Origin of the sequence: Streptomyces sp. Edi2 (assembly GCF_040253635.1) — a bacterium.
Classification (GTDB): Bacteria; Actinomycetota; Actinomycetes; order Streptomycetales; family Streptomycetaceae; genus Streptomyces.
Map to the genome: position 1 here is coordinate 401,181 of NZ_JBEJGX010000003.1, position 16,928 is coordinate 418,108.

The 16,928-nt window shown below is 71.0% G+C and carries 16 protein-coding genes; 9 read left to right on the forward strand and 7 right to left on the reverse strand.

Annotated elements, in window-relative coordinates; all coding sequences use genetic code 11:
• Positions 1 to 43: 43 nt before the first annotated feature.
• The 4 genes from ABR737_RS05260 (at position 44) to ABR737_RS05275 (ending at position 3,588) form a co-directional block, all read left to right on the forward strand.
• Positions 44 to 424, forward strand: a complete 381-nt coding sequence (locus ABR737_RS05260) for a BlaI/MecI/CopY family transcriptional regulator (RefSeq protein ID WP_350249020.1) — start codon at positions 44 to 46, stop codon at positions 422 to 424.
• A complete protein-coding gene (locus tag ABR737_RS05265) occupies positions 421 to 1,368 on the forward strand; it encodes a M56 family metallopeptidase (RefSeq protein ID WP_350249021.1) in 948 nt (315 codons plus the stop codon). Before ABR737_RS05260 ends, ABR737_RS05265 begins: the two co-directional genes overlap by 4 nt.
• 172 nt (positions 1,369 to 1,540) lie before the next feature.
• The gene (locus ABR737_RS05270) at positions 1,541 to 2,203 is read left to right on the forward strand and encodes a response regulator transcription factor (protein ID WP_350249022.1); all 663 of its coding nucleotides are present in this window, start codon (positions 1,541 to 1,543) and stop codon (positions 2,201 to 2,203) included.
• On the forward strand, positions 2,200 to 3,588 hold the full coding sequence (locus ABR737_RS05275) for a sensor histidine kinase (RefSeq protein WP_350249023.1): 1,389 nt from the start codon (positions 2,200 to 2,202) through the stop codon (positions 3,586 to 3,588). The genes ABR737_RS05270 and ABR737_RS05275 overlap by 4 nt, the downstream gene beginning before the upstream one ends.
• Positions 3,589 to 3,661: 73 nt before the next feature.
• Here the strand turns inward: ABR737_RS05275 and ABR737_RS05280 are convergent, their stop codons facing one another.
• Both ABR737_RS05280 and ABR737_RS05285 read right to left on the reverse strand, forming a co-directional pair.
• Positions 3,662 to 4,540: a COG4705 family protein gene (locus ABR737_RS05280; RefSeq protein WP_350249024.1), complete on the reverse strand. Its 879-nt coding sequence runs from the start codon at positions 4,538 to 4,540 to the stop codon at positions 3,662 to 3,664.
• Between the two features lie 249 nt (positions 4,541 to 4,789).
• The gene (locus ABR737_RS05285) at positions 4,790 to 5,632 is read right to left on the reverse strand and encodes a COG4705 family protein (protein ID WP_350249025.1); all 843 of its coding nucleotides are present in this window, start codon (positions 5,630 to 5,632) and stop codon (positions 4,790 to 4,792) included.
• 144 nt (positions 5,633 to 5,776) lie between these two features.
• Between ABR737_RS05285 and ABR737_RS05290 the strand changes: the two genes are divergently transcribed.
• Positions 5,777 to 6,460, forward strand: coding sequence for a response regulator transcription factor (locus ABR737_RS05290; protein ID WP_350249026.1), 684 nt, complete (start codon positions 5,777 to 5,779; stop codon positions 6,458 to 6,460).
• A 2-nt stretch (positions 6,461 to 6,462) separates the two neighbouring features.
• Entirely contained in the window at positions 6,463 to 7,806 is a 1,344-nt protein-coding gene (locus ABR737_RS05295) for a HAMP domain-containing sensor histidine kinase (protein WP_350249027.1), read from the forward strand.
• A gap of 684 nt (positions 7,807 to 8,490) precedes the next feature.
• Here ABR737_RS05295 and ABR737_RS05300 read toward each other — a convergent pair.
• Entirely contained in the window at positions 8,491 to 9,144 is a 654-nt protein-coding gene (locus ABR737_RS05300) for a MerR family transcriptional regulator (protein WP_350249028.1), read from the reverse strand.
• A 223-nt stretch (positions 9,145 to 9,367) separates the two neighbouring features.
• On the opposite strand from ABR737_RS05300, the gene ABR737_RS05305 reads away from it, so the two are divergent.
• The 3 genes from ABR737_RS05305 (at position 9,368) to ABR737_RS05315 (ending at position 12,078) form a co-directional block, all read left to right on the forward strand.
• On the forward strand, positions 9,368 to 10,282 hold the full coding sequence (locus ABR737_RS05305; RefSeq protein WP_350249029.1) for a hypothetical protein: 915 nt from the start codon (positions 9,368 to 9,370) through the stop codon (positions 10,280 to 10,282).
• The gene (locus tag ABR737_RS05310) at positions 10,279 to 10,743 is read left to right on the forward strand and encodes an ABA4-like family protein (protein ID WP_350249030.1); all 465 of its coding nucleotides are present in this window, start codon (positions 10,279 to 10,281) and stop codon (positions 10,741 to 10,743) included. Before ABR737_RS05305 ends, ABR737_RS05310 begins: the two co-directional genes overlap by 4 nt.
• A gap of 519 nt (positions 10,744 to 11,262) precedes the next feature.
• Positions 11,263 to 12,078: an SAM-dependent methyltransferase gene (locus tag ABR737_RS05315; RefSeq protein ID WP_350249031.1), complete on the forward strand. Its 816-nt coding sequence runs from the start codon at positions 11,263 to 11,265 to the stop codon at positions 12,076 to 12,078.
• Between the two features lie 82 nt (positions 12,079 to 12,160).
• Here ABR737_RS05315 and ABR737_RS05320 read toward each other — a convergent pair whose 3' ends face one another.
• The 4 genes from ABR737_RS05320 to ABR737_RS05335 are packed head-to-tail and all read right to left on the reverse strand — an operon-like array spanning position 12,161 to position 16,831.
• Positions 12,161 to 14,806, reverse strand: coding sequence for an FtsX-like permease family protein (locus ABR737_RS05320; RefSeq protein WP_350249032.1), 2,646 nt, complete (start codon positions 14,804 to 14,806; stop codon positions 12,161 to 12,163).
• Positions 14,803 to 15,543 (reverse strand): ABC transporter ATP-binding protein, encoded by a 741-nt coding sequence (locus ABR737_RS05325; RefSeq protein ID WP_350249033.1) that lies wholly within the window; start codon positions 15,541 to 15,543, stop codon positions 14,803 to 14,805. The genes ABR737_RS05320 and ABR737_RS05325 overlap by 4 nt, the downstream gene beginning before the upstream one ends.
• Positions 15,543 to 16,205 (reverse strand): ABC transporter ATP-binding protein, encoded by a 663-nt coding sequence (locus ABR737_RS05330; protein ID WP_350249034.1) that lies wholly within the window; start codon positions 16,203 to 16,205, stop codon positions 15,543 to 15,545. Before ABR737_RS05330 ends, ABR737_RS05325 begins: the two co-directional genes overlap by 1 nt.
• Positions 16,205 to 16,831 (reverse strand): hypothetical protein, encoded by a 627-nt coding sequence (locus ABR737_RS05335; RefSeq protein WP_350249035.1) that lies wholly within the window; start codon positions 16,829 to 16,831, stop codon positions 16,205 to 16,207. The genes ABR737_RS05330 and ABR737_RS05335 overlap by 1 nt, the downstream gene beginning before the upstream one ends.
• Positions 16,832 to 16,928 lie beyond the last annotated feature (97 nt).

A 16,928-nucleotide genomic window follows, 5' to 3' on the forward strand; every position in this document is an offset into this window, starting at 1 on the left:
TCGGTCTACACACTGTAGACGCTCTCGTGGGACAATGAGTTCCATGACTGAGGAGCGCGGCGCCCGCCGGCCGGCCGGCGAACTGGAAGCGAGCGTGCTGGCCGCGCTGTGGGCCGCAAACGGTGGCCTCACCGCCGGAGAGGTCCGTACGGCCCTGGGGTCTGGACTCGCCCGCACCACCGTGACAACGATCCTGACCAGGCTGCACGAGAAGGGCATGGTCACCCGCTCGCGGTCCGGACGTGGCTACGCCTACCTTCCAGCAGAGGATGCTCCAGGGCTGAGCGCTCGGCGCATGCGCGTCGAACTTGAACGCGGTGAGGACCGCGGCAGCATTCTGGCCCGGTTCGTCTCCGACCTGAGCGACGAGGACGAGAAGACCCTCAGGGCCCTGCTGAACGGCGACGAGGAGACCAGCCCATGAAGTTCGCGGTCTGGCTCCCGCTTCTGATCCCGCTGCTCGCGGTCCCCGTCGCCCGCCGCGTCACCGTGCGGCTCCCCCCGCGCGCCGCCGCGTGGACGCTGGGAGTGTGCTCGGTCCTGTTGGGCGTGTGCAGCACCGGGGCCCTGGGCGTCCTGGCCGTGGGAGGCGCCCTCCAGATCACCCCGATCGCCGCACTGGAAGACATCTCGCCACGCTTGCTGGACGACCGCACGCAGCTGACGCTGCCCGCCGGGATCCTCGCTGCCGGACTACTCGCCGGCGCAGCGGTGTCGGCCGGTGTCGTCGCCGTACGCCACTGGCGGGAAGTGCGAGCAGCCGGACAGGCCGCCGAGGACGCGAGCGGTGAGCTGGCCGTACACGTCGACGAACGCCCTTACGCCTACGCCCTGCCCGGCCCCTTCGGCCGCCGGGGCCGCATCGTGGTCAGCACCGCGATGCTGCGGTCTTTGAACGCCGAAGAGCGCGAGGTCCTCTTCGCCCACGAGCGCGCTCACCTCGCCGGAAAACACCACCTGTTCCTGAGCTGTGCGCACCTGACGGCAACGCTTCACCCGATGCTGCGCGGCCTGCGCGAACCGCTTACCTACGCCCTTGAGCGGTGGGCGGACGAGGTTGCGGCCGAAGCCGTAGGCGACCGGCAGCTCGCGGCCCGCGCGATCGGCAAGGCCGCCCTCGCAGCCGTGGTACCCGCCAGCCGCCCGAGACTCGTCCCCGGCGCCACCTGCGGCCCCGTACCTCGACGGGTCGCGGCCCTCATGGGCACCGGCACCACCGGCCCGGCGGGAAGGTGCGGCTCGCGCCGTCGGCTGGTCGCGGCCTTGCTGATCAGCTGCCTCGCCCTCTCGGCCGCCTCCACGCTCCACGCGGCGAGCGAACTGCACAGCAGCGTCGAGATCGCCGAAAGCAGCTCCGGCGTCCGGTAGGTGCCCCACGTCCTCCGGGCCGGGCACTGTTACGCACACGACCGCACCCGGTGCAGCACTATGTCCTCGCTCACAAACCACCCTCACCCTTTTCGTCTACAGTGACGTAGACCGTCTACCCGCTTGTAGTCGTTTGGGGGGTGCGGGCGTCCGAGCGAGTGAGGTGAATCTGGTGCGTCTGACCATCCTGGTCGTCGAGGACGACCACGCCCTGCGGGACGTGCTGGTGCGCGGACTGCGCGACGAGGGCTTCGAAACGCTGGCCGCCCCGGACGGCGCCACCGCTGTGCGGCTGACCGGTGACGGCGTGGACGCGGTGGTGCTGGACGTCGGGCTGCCGGACGCGGACGGACGGGACGTGTGCCAGGCGATGCGGGCGCAGGGCTTCGTCGGCCCGGTCGTCTTCCTGACCGCGCACGATCAACTCCAGGACCGCCTCAGCGGGTTCTCCGCCGGAGGTGACGACTACCTTCCCAAGCCGTTCCACCTCGCCGAGCTCGCGGCCAGACTGCGTGCCGCCCTCAAGCGTTCCGGGCCCGCCGCCCCCACGACCGCCGGGGACCTGGTCCTGAACCCCGTGCACCACAGCGTGTGCGTACGGGACGTCGACATGGCGCTGACGCCCACCGAGTTCCGTCTGCTGGCCACGCTGATGGCCGGCCTGGGGGCAGTGGTGGCCAGAAGGGAGTTGGTCCGGGCCGGCTGGCCGGAGGGCGCACACGTCAGCGACAACACCCTCGACCAGTATCTGAGCCGTCTGCGGCGCAAGATCCGGGAGGCGGGCAGCGGCCTGACGATCAGCACCGTCCGCGGCATCGGGCACCGGCTGTCATGACCGCCCGGACCCGCCTCGCCACGCTCGCCGCCGGCTGCCGTCCGCGCACGCTGCGGGGCCGACTGTCCCTGGTGGCGCTCACCACCGCCGCGCTGGTGATGGTGGTCCTCACCGTGGTGTTCAACACGATCGTCCGCCAGCACCTCCAGCAGCAGGCGGACGACGAACTGCGCACCCGGGCCGCCGCGGTGGCCGCGACCGTCGACACCCGCCACCAACCGGTACGCGTCCTGGAGACCCCGGATGACGCCGTCCTCGACACCAACGTATGGATCTACGCGGGCACCCGACTGCTGGAGCACCCCGCCTCCGCCCCGGCCGGCGATGCCCTCGCCCGCACCGCGGCCGATCTCGCCGCGCGCGGCGACAAACGCTGCGCCGAGGTGACGGCAGGTAACCCGATACGTCTGTGTGCCGAGCCCGTGGGCGACGTCCGGCCGGGCGCCGGACCCGCCGCCGTCGTCGTCACCGCCATGGATCTTGCGCCCTACCGTTCCTCCGCCGACACCCTGCTCGTAGCTTCCCTGGCCCTGGACGCCACCGTCCTGGCCTGTACCTACGTCCTGACCCGGCTGGCGGTGGGGCGCGCCCTACGGCCCGTACGGGCGATGACGGAGCAGGCCACCCGGTGGAGCGTGGTCGCCTCCGAGCAGCGTTTCGGCGCCGGGGACCGCCCCGTCGAGCTGACGCGGCTCGGGGCCTCGCTGGACGAGCTGCTGGACCGTATCCGTGCCGTGCTGCGCCACGAACAGCAGCTCACCCGGGAGCTCTCCCACGAGCTGCGCAACCCGCTGGCGCGGATCACCGCAGAACTCGACTGGTGGCGGGCCCGGCCCCGCTCCACCGTCGAAACCCGGGCGACGCATGCGTCCATCGCGGATGCCGCCGACTCGATGCGCACCATCTGCGAGACCGTCCTCGACGATGCCCGGGCCGGCGCGCACACCGTTCCCGGCACGGCGGACGTCATGGCCGTACTGGGCCGCCTCACCGTACGGCTCGGCGCTCCCGGGAAGGCCGCGATCACCGTCACCGGGCCGGACGGGCTGGTGACCGGGGTGCCCGCCGCGCTGCTGGAACGCATCGTCACCCCACTTGCCGACAACGCACTGCGCCACGCCCGTACGCGGGTGGACATCCGGGCTTGGCCGGAGCCCGACGGCATCCGCGTGGCGGTCATCGACGACGGTCCCGGGGTCCCGGCCTCGTTCACACCGGACCTCTTCCAGCCGGGCCGACGCGCCGACCCCGCGGACGGACACGGCGGGGCGGGCCTCGGGCTGCCGCTCGCGCGGCGCCTGGCTCGCTCCGCCGGCGGTGAGGTGGCCCATGAGGCCGGGCACACTCCGGGCGCATGCTTCGTGGTCAGGCTGCCCGCCGGATGACCCGTCCGCGCTCGGCGAGGCCCCTACGCGGCAGCTTCCGGGCCGGGGCGCCGCCGGGCCCTCTTGTCGCCGCTCAGGAGGTGCCCGTCAGGGTCTTGTCCTGCGGGGCGGCGGTCCGGCGCTCCTGAACGTGGGCGTAGCCCATGAGGCCGACCAGGACCGCGAGAAGTACGGCGGACGAGCCCGCTGTGCCGAGGTCGAGGCCGCCCTTGGCAAGCGGCTTGGTGAGGAAGTCGCCGGCGGTGGCCCCGAGGGGGCGGGTGAGCACGAAGGCGATCCAGAACAGCACCACGTTCGGCACGGCGGGTACCCGCATCAGGGCGACGAGTACGGCGAGCACGCCCGTGACGAGCAGGGCGCCACCCGCGTAACCGAGTCCGGAGCTGTCGGAGAGGAAGTCGCCCATCGAGGTGCCGAGCGTGTTCGACACGAGGATCGCCGCCCAGAAGAGGGCCTCCGCGCGGAAGGTCACGATGTCGCGGATGGCGAACGTCAGCCCCGTGCACTTCCAGATGACGAAGATGACGAGCAACAGCGAGATCAGAATCGCGGCGCCTGTGGGGTAGCCCAGTCCCAGCCCCTGCGGTCCCCAGCCGAGCGACTTCGCGCCGTCGGTGAGGAACTTGGCGCTGGCGTCCCGGTTCATGAAGTCGGACATCGTGGTGCCCGCCATGCTGGTGGACAGGATGACGGTCCAGTAGAAGAAGGGGTTGTAGCGCCGGGACCGGAGCTGGACGACCAGGGTGACCACGAAGATCAGGAACAGCGCGATGGTGGTCAGGAAGTAGCCGAGCTTGAGGGTCTGAGCGAAGAGATCACCGGCCGTCTCGCCGAGGGTCGTCGCAGCGATCTTCATGACCCAGAAGGCAAGCGTGACCTCCGGCAGCTTGCGCAGCACGTACCTGTCGGTGCCGGCGACGTCGATGTCGGTCAGGACTTCGGGCTCAGGCAATGTCGATCCCTCCTGGGTGGCGTCGTCGCGGCCTCATGTCGTGCCATGGGGCCGCAACGTGCGCACGGATGGCATAGGGCGGGTGCGAGACGCACCGCAGGCAGCGATGACCTCGCACACCGCCCGACGCTCCCAGCCACATCCTGAACGCATCCTGAACGCCGCCGAGTGTGCCCACGAAACAGCCCGGACGGGTGAAGCCGGCCTCCGGATCCCGGGGGCCGGCCTCAGCCGTGGGCGAAGCCGCGCTCAGCTCCTCTGCGGGGTGAGCCGCTCCGGCTCGGAGACGTCCCTGCGGGTGACCGTCAAGAACACCACCAGCCCGAGGATGACCGCGAGGAACAGCACACTGGTGATCACCGTGCCCAGGCCGAGCCCGCCGCCGGAGGTCGGCTGCGACAGGTAGTCGCCGATCGAGGCGCCCAGCGGCCGGGTCAGGATGTAGGCGATCCAGAAGCTCCACACCGCGTCCAGGCCAAGGGCGAAGTGCGCCACGGCGACCGCGGCGATCGCCAGGGCGAACAGGCCGGCGGAGAGCCAGTACCCGAGGTCCATGCGTTCGGCGACCAGATCGCCGGCGGCGGTGCCCAGGGCGAAGGTGAACAGCACGGCAAGCCAGTAGAACGACTCGCGGCGGACGGTGTCGACGTGGTGGATGGACAGGGTCCGCTCGCTGCGGTACCAGGCAACGAACACCACGACGAGGGCCACCGCGAACGCGATGGTGCTGGTCTCCAGCGGCACGCCCAGGTTGTCGGTGAGGTTGTCACTGATCAGCGTGCCCACGACGCTGATCAGCGCCACCGCGAGCCAGTAGACACCAGGGCGGTAGGCACGGGTGCGGAACTGGGCCACGAGTACCGCGACGAGCAGCGCGCTCATCAGGAGCGACACACCGGTCAGCCCCATGCCCAGCTTCTCGTTCAGCAGGTCGGCCGCGGTCTCTCCGACCGTGGTGCACAGGATTTTGATGACCCAGAAGTACGCCGTGACTTCGGGGACCTTGTTCCATCGGAGACGCCGGCCGGTGGGGGCGGATGCGGGGCAGGACGTGTCGTGCGCCTCAACGGCCCCAGGGATATCAGCTGTCATGGTGCCCGACCGTGCCATCCGCAACCTGAACGCATCCTGAGCACGTGTGCCCTCACTTCGGCTCCGCCCCTCATGCCTGCCCCTGGCTGCCCCGCACACCGCCACCCGGTCGTACGAGGCCGTGTCCACGGCTAGCGTGAAGACGTGGCACGGATTGTGATCGTCGAGGACGACGACGCCATCGGAGGAAGGCTCGCGGCGATGCTGCGGGCACAGGGCCATGACTGTGAGTGGTGCCCTGATGGCGCGGCAGCGCTGGCGCGTGCCGGGCGAGGCCCCGCCGGATTGGTGTTGCTGGACCTCGGGCTGCCGGATGCGGACGGATTCGAGCTGTGCCGGAGCCTGCGCGAGCGTCTGCCGGGTGCCGTGATCGTCGCCCTGACGGCCCGCACCGGGGAGATGGATGTGATCCAGGCGCTGGAGTCGGGTGCGGACGACTATCTGACCAAGCCGTTCCGCCTCGCTGAACTGCAGGCCCGGATCGCCGCCCATCTGCGACGTGCCGAACCGGGAAGGACAGGCGGCGCCGGCCAGATCCGTCACGGCGCCTTGCTGATCGACCGCACGGCCCGCCGCTGCCTCACCCCGGCGGGCGAGGTGGAGCTGCGGCCCAAGGAGTTCGACCTGCTGGTCCGGCTGGCCACTGCCGTCGGCCGCGCGGTGAGCCGGGAGGATCTCATGAGCGACGTGTGGGACGAGAACTGGTTCGGATCCACCAAGACGCTCGATGTCCATGTGGCAGTGCTGCGCCGCAAACTGGGTGACCACGTACGGATCACGACCCTGCGGCACTTCGGCTATCGGCTCGAACCGCCCAGGGAGGGCTGACCGTGCGCCGCCGCATCCTCCGGGCCGTCGTCATCGCGGTGGTGTGCGCGGTGGTGCTGTTCTCGGTACCGCTGGCCGTGGCAACGCTGCGGCTGTACCGACAGAACGAGATGAGCGACCTGGAGCGGCTGGCCGACCGGGTGGCGGTGACCGTCCCTGCTGACGTGCACCATCCCCGTGACCCGATGGAACTGCCACGCGTCGAGTCCGGTACCTGGGTCGGGGTGTACGACGAACGTGCGCGGCGGGTGACCGGAGCAGGCCCGGCGCACGGGGACGGACCGGTCCGCCTCGCCCTGGCGGGCCAGGCGTCATCGCAGCGGCTGGGTGACCGACTGGTAGTGGTGGTACCGGTGGGGTCGGGCGAGCGGGTACGGGCGGTGGTACAGGCCAGTTCACCGGCCGACGGGCCGTTGCGCCGGGCTGCGCTCACCTGGGCGGCCATGCTCGCGTTGGCTGCAGTGGCGGTCGGAGTGGGCGCCACCCTGGGGCTACGGTCCAGCAGGCGACTCGCACGCCCCTTGGAATCGCTGGCGGAGACGGCCGGACAACTGGAGACCGGCGACTTGTCGGCCCGGGCCGACAAGTCCGGACTCCCCGAGGCCGACGAGGTCGCGAGCGCGCTCAACCGCGCCGCCGAACGCATCGAGGAACTCCTGCGGCGCGAGCGGGCCTTCAGCGCGGACGCCTCCCACCAACTGCGCACGGCACTGACCAGGGTGCGGCTGGAACTGGAAGGCGCGCCGGCCGAAGAGGCCAGGGCTGCGGGTGCACAGGCCCCGGGCCCGTCCGGCGCGAGCGTGGCCAGGAACCCGCGGGCCGCCATACGCGCCGCCCTCGCATCGCTCGATGCCATGGAGACGATGGTGGCCGACCTTCTCGCGCTGGCCCGGGACATACCGGAGCGGGCACCGCTCGACGTGGAGGTGCTGCTAGCCGATGCCGAGCGACGCTGGCACGGCGAGCTGGCGGCCGTGGGACGGCCGCTGAGGATCGCCGTCGAGGAGGACTTGCCGAACGCGGTCGGCTCTGCGCGCGCCGGACGGCAGGTCCTGGACGTTCTTCTCGCCAACGCGCTCGCCCACGGCAGCGGCACCGTGACCGTCACGGCCCGGGACGCGGCCGGGGTACTGGCGGTGGATGTGGAGGACGAGGGGCCCGGCCTGCCCGAGGGAGAGGACATCTTCGCCCGGCGACGGGCCGGCGACAGCGGCCACGGCATCGGGCTGGCACTCGCCCGTTCCCTGGTGGACACCGAGGGCGGGCGCCTCATGGTCTCCAGGAGAGCACCGCACCCCCGCTTCACCTGGCTCGTCGCCGGGATCCGCGAAGCCCCGGAACCGTGATGGGCTCTGTTCACGAGTTCCGGTTCTGACTCGCTTTCCGTGACGCGGCCACGTTGCGTGACGGCAGATACTCGGAACGACCTCCGGGAAGTTGCCTGAAAAGATCAGTGTCGATCTCGGTATCGCCGACAGTCCGGCGCCGTGGAAGAGACGTTGCCCCGGCTGGAAGAGCTGTAGTTCCCGTCCATCACGGACGTGGTGGTGCTGTCGCTGGACGTGAGCAACGAGGCGATACCTATCGAGGCCGCAGTACGGCGGCGGGGGCGGCATGCCCGGATCGCGGGATCGAGTCGAGCCGGATGCCCAGCTCTTACCTGCGGTTTCCTGCGGATGTGCCCGGTGAGGGACGGCGGGTGGTCCTCCGTCTGCAGGTCCGTCGGTTCTTCTGTCCGGCGGCTTCGTGCGAACGGCGGACGTTTGCCGAGCAGATGCCGGGGCTGACCCGGAGGCACAGCAGGTGGACCGAGCGGTTGCGTTCGACTCTCGCCGCGGTCGGTCTCGCCCTCGCCGGCCGGGCCGGAGCCCGGATGGCCCAGGTCTGTGGACCGTTGCGCCCAGGGCCCGGTTGTCGTTGCCGCTGGAGCCACTTGCCGAGGTCGTCATGGTAGAGGAGTGGCGTGCCAGGTCTGTCGAGGGCGGGACGGAGGCCGGGAACCCGGATGTGACCTTCCGACTGGCTTCGGGTCAGATCGTCTTGCGTGCCGGTGGCCCCTCCTCGCCGTACAAATGTGCCGAGGCGTCCACATGGGCCAGCCTGCGCAGCGCGCCGAGCACCGCTTCACCCAGTACGGTTCCGATCACCACCCTCTCCACCATGTCCTCGACCCCCACCCGCCGGTCGGCGTACGCGAGGTCGGCGCGCGCGACCTGCTCGGCGGCGTCGGCGTAGTCGTCGAGGACCTCGGTGAACGCCCCGTGCCCCAGCCGGGCCATGGCGGCGAGTGCCTTGGCCAGGTCGGCTGCGGCGGGGTTCGACTCGTGCGTGCGCCAGCCACGCCGGGAGATGAGGTCGGCGACGACGGCATGCGCGGCCGCCGACTCGGTGTCTTCGTGCTTGATGTTCGCGTTGCCGAGGCGGTCCGCGGCGGCACCGAGCACTTTGTGCAGCGGACGTTCCGGGTCGTCGATGGCGGTCAGTACTTTCGCGATTTCGGCCACCTTCATGCCGCCCACATCGAGCAGGGCGCGGATGAGGTGCAGCCGACGCTCGTGCGCCTCGCCGTAGGTTGCTTGATTCCGGCTGGTCAGCTCGCCCGGAGGCAGTAGCCCTTCACGGACGTAGTACTTGATCGTCGGCACGGGTACTCCGGTTGTTCGGCTCAACTCTGCGATGCGCAACGCCGGTTCACTCCTTGGCCTTCGCCCTGATCCCCTTCGCCGGCGCTTGCCAGCTTCTCCTCCATCATAGATAGTTGGGCTATCAGATAGCGGATAGTGCCGCTATCCATCAAGGGGGTCATTCATGTCTTCATTACTTCCGTCTTCGTGGTCTGTCCGGTCGCGGTGGTCTTCGGCCCCATGGCGGTCGTGGCACCGGCCGCTGGTACTGCTATCGGTGGCAATGGTGGTGATGTCGGCCGCATCAGCCGTGGGGCTCGTCGTCGACGACCGCGTGCTGGCGGGCGCGCCCCTCTGGTTCAAGCCGTTCAAGTTCTCGGTCTCCTTCGTGGCGTACTGCCTCTCCCTGGCCTGGATGCTGTCGCTTCTCCCCCGAGGCCGACGCGTGGGCTGGTGGGCAGGGACGGTCATTGCGCTGGCCAGCCTCGTCGAGATGGCGATCATCGCTGCGCAGGCGATGCGCGGGAAGCGCAGCCACTTCAACCACGAAACACCCTTCGACGAGGCGCTGTTCAACGCGATGGCCGTCACGGTCGTCATCCTGTGGCTCGGCACTCTCGCCGTCGCCGTGCTGTTGCTCTGCGCCCGAATCGCCGACCGTGCGTCCGCATGGGCGATGCGCTCGGGCATCATCCTGGCGCTGGCCGGGGCTGCCGTCGGATTCCTGATGACACAGCCCGCGCCGGGACAGCGACGCGGCATCTCCAAGGTGGTCGGCGCGCACAGCGTGGGCGTGCCGGACGGTGGTCCCTCCATGCCGCTGACCGGCTGGTCGACGACCGGCGGAGATCTGCGGATCCCGCACTTCGTCGGCATGCACGCGCTGCAGCTCCTGCCGCTGCTCGTCATGGCGCTGACCGCCCTCGCACCGCGCTCGCCCCGCCTTACCTGCGACCGGGTCCGGTTGCGCCTGGTACTGCTCGCCTCGGGCGTGTACGCCGCCGCCTTCGCTCTGGTCCTCTGGCAGGCCCTGCGGGGTCAGCCGCTGGTCCAGCCGGACAGCCTGACACTGGCAGTGGCCGGCCTGATCCTGGTGGCCGCCACTCTCGGGACGTACGCAACACTGCGGGTCCCGACTCCCCCCGCGGACACCGCACATGTTGAAGGCGTCAATGCCTCGGAGGAACTCGCGTCATGACCGGATTCCTCTTCGAGCTCTCCTTCTGGCTGGCCGCACCCGTCTGGCTGCTCATGATCTTCGCCCCCGCGTGGGGTCCAACCGCCCGCATCGCCGGGTCACCGATGACCGTGGTGCCCGTACTGCTCGTCTATCTCGCGCTCGCCGTCCCGGCGTTCCCCGAACTCTGGACCGCGGTCAGGAGCCCGGACCTCGGCACCTTCCGCGAACTGACCGCACGCGCGGACGGCGCGGGAGCCATCTGGTCGCAGGTCATCGCCTGGGATCTCCTCATCGGGCAGTGGATGTACCAGGAGGCCAGACGGCTCAGGATCCCCGCCCTGCTGATGGGTCCCCTGCTGGCCTTCACGATCCTTCTGTCGCCCTTCGGGCTGCTGGTGTTCCTGGGGCTGCGAACGGCAAGGACACGGCGTTCGACCCGCGACGGCCCCGCGACTGCGACGTCCCGCAAAGCCACGTAAACCGAGCACTGCCCGCCTCGCCCGCCACAGACGCCTGATCAAGCTTCGGCGTGAGCCCTGTGAGCGGGCGTGCCGGCCACTGGTGCTCTTGAACACGGCGATGTAGCCGTCGCTGGACGGGTCACGCTGTCTCCTACGGTCGGGGCGGGCCTCGCTGCGGCGAGCGGTTGGAGAAAGCTCACCGTTCCGCAGGTGGCGCAGGGCCCCGTCAGAGGAGTCGTGCTCTCACGGCCGACGCGCGGCAGTAGGGCATCGGGTTGGGGGCCAACGGTACAGTCGTTGGCGCTGAGAACGATCATGGTCCGGTGATGGCCCCGATCCGGCACGTCACCCGTTCTCGGGGTACACCCCGTTCACGCTGATACGGCCTCGAAGCTGAACCGGCCGTCGTGACAATGCCGTTGGTCACACCATCAGGTGGAATCCGCCACTTGCCGGCGATCACTGCCCCATTCGGCGTATCCGCCGGACTAGTGTCCATTGGCCAACCGATCCCATCGAGACTGCCCGCGAGGCCTCATGTCCAGTGCAACGACCAATATCGATACGACGAAGCCCAGTATCGCCAGGGTGTACGACGCCTTCCTCAACGGCACCGACAACTACGAGGTGGACCGTGAGGTGGTCCGGCGTGTGCAGAAGGCCGCTCCGGAGGCCGCGGACCTGGCGGTCGAGAACCGTGCCTTCCTGATCCGCGCCTGCCGGTTCCTGGCCGGCCAGACCGGCATCACCCAATACCTGGACTGCGGCTCGGGCCTGCCGACCGCGGAGAACATCCACCAGGTGGTGCAGCGCATCAACCCGGACGCCCGGGTCGTCTACGTGGACAACGACCCACTGGTGCAGGCCCACAGCCGCGCGCTCCTGGAGGGCAACGAGACCACCGTCATCGTCTCCGAGGACATCTTCGAACCGGAGAAGCTGCTGCGCAACGCACTCGTCCGGTCCCACCTGGACTGGAACAAGCCGATCGCGCTGCTGCACCTGGGTACGCTGCACCACTACAACGGCGAGGACGCACGCACGCGCAAGGACATCATGCGCTCCTACCTCGACGCCCTTCCGCCCGGCTCCTACGTGGCGATCAGTCACTTCCTGGACCCTGAGGACGAGTACAGCGCCACCGCCCGGAAGATGGAGGACATGTTCCTGCACAGCATGATGGGCAGTGGCACCTTCTCCACCAGCGCCGAACTGGAGGACCTGTTCAACGGCCTGGAGATGGTCGACCCAGGCCTGGTGCGGTGCGCCGACTGGTGGCCGGACGGCCCGCAACTCAAGCCACTGAGCGCAGCCCAGCGGTGTATCGCCGGTGGCGTCGCCCACAAGCCGTAAGCCGTGCACCACGTCACGCAGCTCGCCGCACCCGGCGGCAGTCCCTGGCGTCTTACGCGCAGTCCGCCGACGGCCTTGCGGCTCACAGCTCCCGCAGCTCCGTGAGCGGTGGCCGCCGGGCGTGCCGCACGGCTGTCCACGCCGCCAGTGCCAGGGCCGCCACTACGGCCGCGGCGAGTGCGCCGAGGTAGCCCCATGGCACGGCGAGGGCTGCCGGTGGCGGGTCGAAGACCCCGGAGAGGACCTTGACCAGCACTTCGGACAGCGACCAGCCGAGGAGGACGCCGCCTGCCGCGCCCGCCACCGCCACGATTCCGGCCTCGCTCCATACGAATCCGGACAGCTGACGTCCTCGGGCGCCCAGCACGGAGGCCAGCGCGAGGGTGCGCCGGCGCTCGGTGAGGCCCAGGGCGAGCACGAGGCCGCCCGCCGCCGCCCCGATGACCAGGGCGAATCCCAACTCCACCCGGGTGAGTCCGCCCAGGTCCACGGCGGTGAGACTGGACCCGGTGACGGTGCGGGCGGACGGCAGGTCGGTGACCTGCGCGGTGGGACCCAGCACGGACCGCACGTGCCGGGCCACCGCGCGCTGGCCGGTGCCGCCGGTGTCGACCAGCAGCGTGCCCACCGCACCACTGCCGGTCGACCGGGCTACGTAGGAGGCGTTGGCCACCAGGAAGCTGTCCTTGGGGGCGGTCGGGAACTCCTTGACGACGCCGATGAAGCGGAAGGCCACGGGGTGCAGTTGGTGGGTGCGGTTGTCCTGCAGGCGCAGCCGGACCTGGTCGCCCGGGTGGAGCTGGAAGTCGTTGGCGGTTTCGGCGCTGACGAGGAGCCCGTCGGGCTGCCGCTGGAGGCGGTCCACCAGCGCTCGCGCGGTCCCGCCCGAGAAGTACGCGTCCTGGAGCCGGCCCGCTCCGACGACGGTGTTCGGCCGTACTCCGTACAGGTCCTGGAGGTCGGGGCCGACATAGGCGAAGCGGTGCTGCAGCGGTTCCACACTGCGCACACCGGGCACACCCGCCACCCGCGCCGCGTCGGCCGAACCGGTGGTGGAGCCGGGAGACACCGCGACGGTGACGTCGGCGCCGTTGGTCAGTACCGCGTCGACTCCGGCCTGCTGTTGGTAGGTGGAGTTGAACACGGCGGTCGACGCGGCGAAGGCGATGGCCAGCGCCAGCAGCACCACGGCCCGCAGCACAGTGCCCCGCTGCCGGGACAAGCCGGCCGCGACCGTGCCGGAGAGAGGCCCCGTCGCTGGTCTCAGCAGCCGGGCCAGCACCGGCCGACCGCGCCGCAGCGCGAGATCCATCAGCAGCCAGGCCAGCAGTGCCCCACCGGTCCACAGCAGGGCCGGGCCGGCGAACGCCCAGTAGTCCACCGACAGTGTCGGCGTGCCCTCGGGAGCGAGGACCAGGGCGTAGTTGGTGCGACTGGTGATCCTGAAGACCACGAGCGCCCCCGCCAGCAGGCCGGCGGCCAGCACCCACCACGCGGCGCGCGGCACCCGGCGTCGCTCCACCGCTGCCCGTCCGGCCACGACGGTGGCGGCCTTGATGCCACGGCGCGCGGGCACCAGCACGGTCCCGCCGGCGATCAACGCGCCGGCGGCGAGCGCGCCCAGCGCCCACCCGGCGGTGAACGTTCCGGCCGAGCCGAAGGCCGTGCGACCCAGCAGTGCCGCAACTCCCAGCCCCACCGCCCCGCCGACAACGGCCACCAGGCCGGCCTCCACGGCCGCGAGGGACAACAGTTGCCCGGCGGAGGCACCACGCGTGCGCAGCAAGGACTGTTCCCTGCGCCGCCGCTCTGCGCCCGTTCCGGCGACCGCCGCGGTCAGCCCCCCGGCCAGCACCGCGCCGGGCACACCGAGGAACAGGAACAGCATCTGCGCGTACAGGGCGTCCGACCGGGCCGCGTCCAGCACCGCGCCCAGGTTGTCGCCGACCACACCGGTACCGGCCAGCCGCAGGTCCGTGTGGTGGGCACTGCCGGTCGCCGCGTTGTAGGCGACGGCTGGGTCGGGCGGCAGGGCGTGGCTGCGCCGTGCGTGGATCTGGTCGTGGACGAGGCCGGGGTGAGTTTTGGCCAGCGGGTCGAAGGCCGCGTGCCAGCGTGCCGGTGGCAGCAGCACGACATTGTCCGGGGGCGCCGTCGGCTGCGACTGCGGGGGCGCGCCGACCTTCTGGAACAGTGAGTCGGCATGCGGGAGGTCCACCACACCGTCCACCCGCACCTTCAACGGCGGCAGCCCCGCGCGCCCCACGGTCACCGTGTTGCCGGGGGCCACATGCAGATTCGCGGCGGTCTGCTGGGCCAGCAGCACTCCCTCGCCGCGTCCGGCCAGTACCCGGATCTCACCGGGGAACGTCGCACGGTATCCGCTCGGCACCCCCAATACGGCGCCGGGCCCGGTGGTCTGGGAGGTCCCGCCGGCAGTGGCACTCAGACCGCTGGTCGCCGCGTACCCGACCGGGAGCGCGGCGCGCGTGCCCGGAGTGTGCTGCACGGTGGTCAGCACCTGCCGGGCATCGGCGCCGCTCGCCGCCTGCACCTGCCAGTCCACGGCGACCGCGCGCACGGACTGCGCCGTCATCGTCGCGTGGGTGGCACCGAGGAAGCCACCGAGCGCGGCCAGCAGGGCCACCGCCGTGGCCACCCCTGCCGCCACCCCGAGCAGTCGTCCGCCACGCCGCCGCAACAGGCCCGCCAGCCAGATCCTGATCATGACCGTACTTCCCTTCGCCCCGTTCCCGGGTCCGCCGGCTGGGTCAGGCGCCCGTCGGCCATGTACCAGCGGAGGTCCAACTCGCGAGCGATCCGCGGATCGTGGGTGGTCACCAGCACCGTCGCACTCAGCTCTTCGGCGGTGCCCAGCAGCACCGACAGCACCTGACGGCCGGTCTCGCGGTCCAACTGCCCGGTTGGTTCGTCGGCCAGGACGAGCCTGGGCCGGCGCGCCAGCACCCTGGCCACGGCGACCCGTTGGGCCTGCCCCGCCGACAGCTCGTCCGGCAGCCGCCGCGCGAGCGCTTCCAGGCCGAGGCTCGCCAGCGCCGCCCGCGCCCGGGAGTCCGCCTCGCCGTCCGCCACGCCGTCGATGCGCAGCGGTAGCGCGACGTTCTCTTCGGCGGTGAGCGCGGGCAGCAGACTCGGGCCCTGGAAGACGACGCCGATGTGCCGGGCGAGCCCGCCGGCGTCCTCGTCGCCGATGCCGGGATGGCTCACCCGGCCCGCCGTGGGCCTGTCCAGTCCCGCCATCAGGTGCAGCAGCGTGGACTTGCCCGATCCGGACGGCCCCACCACCGCGATCCGCGCTCCGGGCGGGACCTCGCAGCTCAGGCCGTGCACGGCGACGACGGCGTGCGGACCGCTGCCATAGGTCCGGGCCGCGTTCTCGCAGCGGACCAGCGGCGTTCCGGTCTCCCCCACGTCCGCGGCGCCCACGGTGTCCGGCGCGCGCATCACGCCCACCTCCCGTCCCGCAGCCGCAGTACCCGGTCGGCGGCCGCCGCCACGGCACGGCTGTGGGTGACCACGACGACGGCGGTTCCGTCGGCGGCACGCTCACGCAGCAGGTCCAGCAGCCGTCGTTCGGTGCCCGCGTCCACCTCGCCGGTCGGCTCGTCGGCGAGCAGCACGTCCGGTGTGTTCGCCAGGGCGACGGCCAGGCCCGCGCGGGCCCCCTCCCCTCCGGACAGCTCACCTGGCAGAGCTCCGGCGCGCTGACCGATACCGAGTTGGTCCAGGATTTCCTGCACCGGCGTCCGGCTCCGGGCAGGCGCCAGTCGCTGCACCAGAGCGACGTTGTCCCGCACGCTGAGGTGGTCCAGCAGATTGCCCGACTGGAACAGAACGCCTACGTGCCGTGCCCGGATGTCTACCCGCTCGCGTTCGGGACGGTGGCTGAGGCGTACGCCGGCGACCCGCACCGTGCCGCCGTCCGGCTCGTCAAGCCCCGCCAGGCAGTTGAGCAGGGTGGTCTTCCCGGACCCGGAAGGCCCGGTCACCGCCACCGTCTCGCCGCGCCCCACCTCCAGCCCCACGCCCTGCAGCGCGAACGTCTCCTCCTCGCCGGCCCGGAAGAACCGGTAGAGGGAACGGGCGCTGAGGGCGGGCCCGGCCATCAGGACCACCGGAACGAGTCCGTAACGGTCCGCCAGGGATCGACGTTGTCGGCCCCCACCGCACCGGACAGCGTCAGCACGGCCCCGCCCGTGCCCGGCCTGTAGAACACATACCGCTGGACATCGAGGCGCACCCTCTTGCCCGTCACCTGGTTCGGAGCGGAGTCGATCCGGTACTCGGCCAGCACCGCCTTGCCCTCCTTGCTCTGCACGCCGACCACCTTGACCAGCGAGAAGTGCGTGCTCGCAGCCCGGATCGCCGGAATGTCCCTGGCACGTACGGAGTTGACCGTCGGGGCCGTCGAGGCGTGAGTGCGCTCCACCCTCACGCTGTTGAACTTGTCGGTGAACACGGTCCCCTGCCCGTGAGTGGTCCGGGCCCACCCCTCCGGCACCTTGACCGTGAACCCTCCACCAGGCGGCGACCACGGTACGAACACCTGGGTGTCGGGGATGTCTCCGGGCGGGTTCGAATCGGCCGGCGCCGGCGTCGTGGCAGACGGCGCCGAAACGCCGGGCGCATGCCGTTGCGGCGCGGACGCCGAGGACGACGAACAGGCTGCCGCTCCGGCGACTCCGGTGGCGAGCACCAGGCCGACAGCGGCAGCGGCGAAGGGTCGACGCATGGTCACACCTCCCAGCGAGGGCGGCAGCATCCCTGCCACTGCCGCGGCTTTCTGCCTCTCCACCCGACGCTAGGACCCAAGCGGCCAGGGCCCGCCC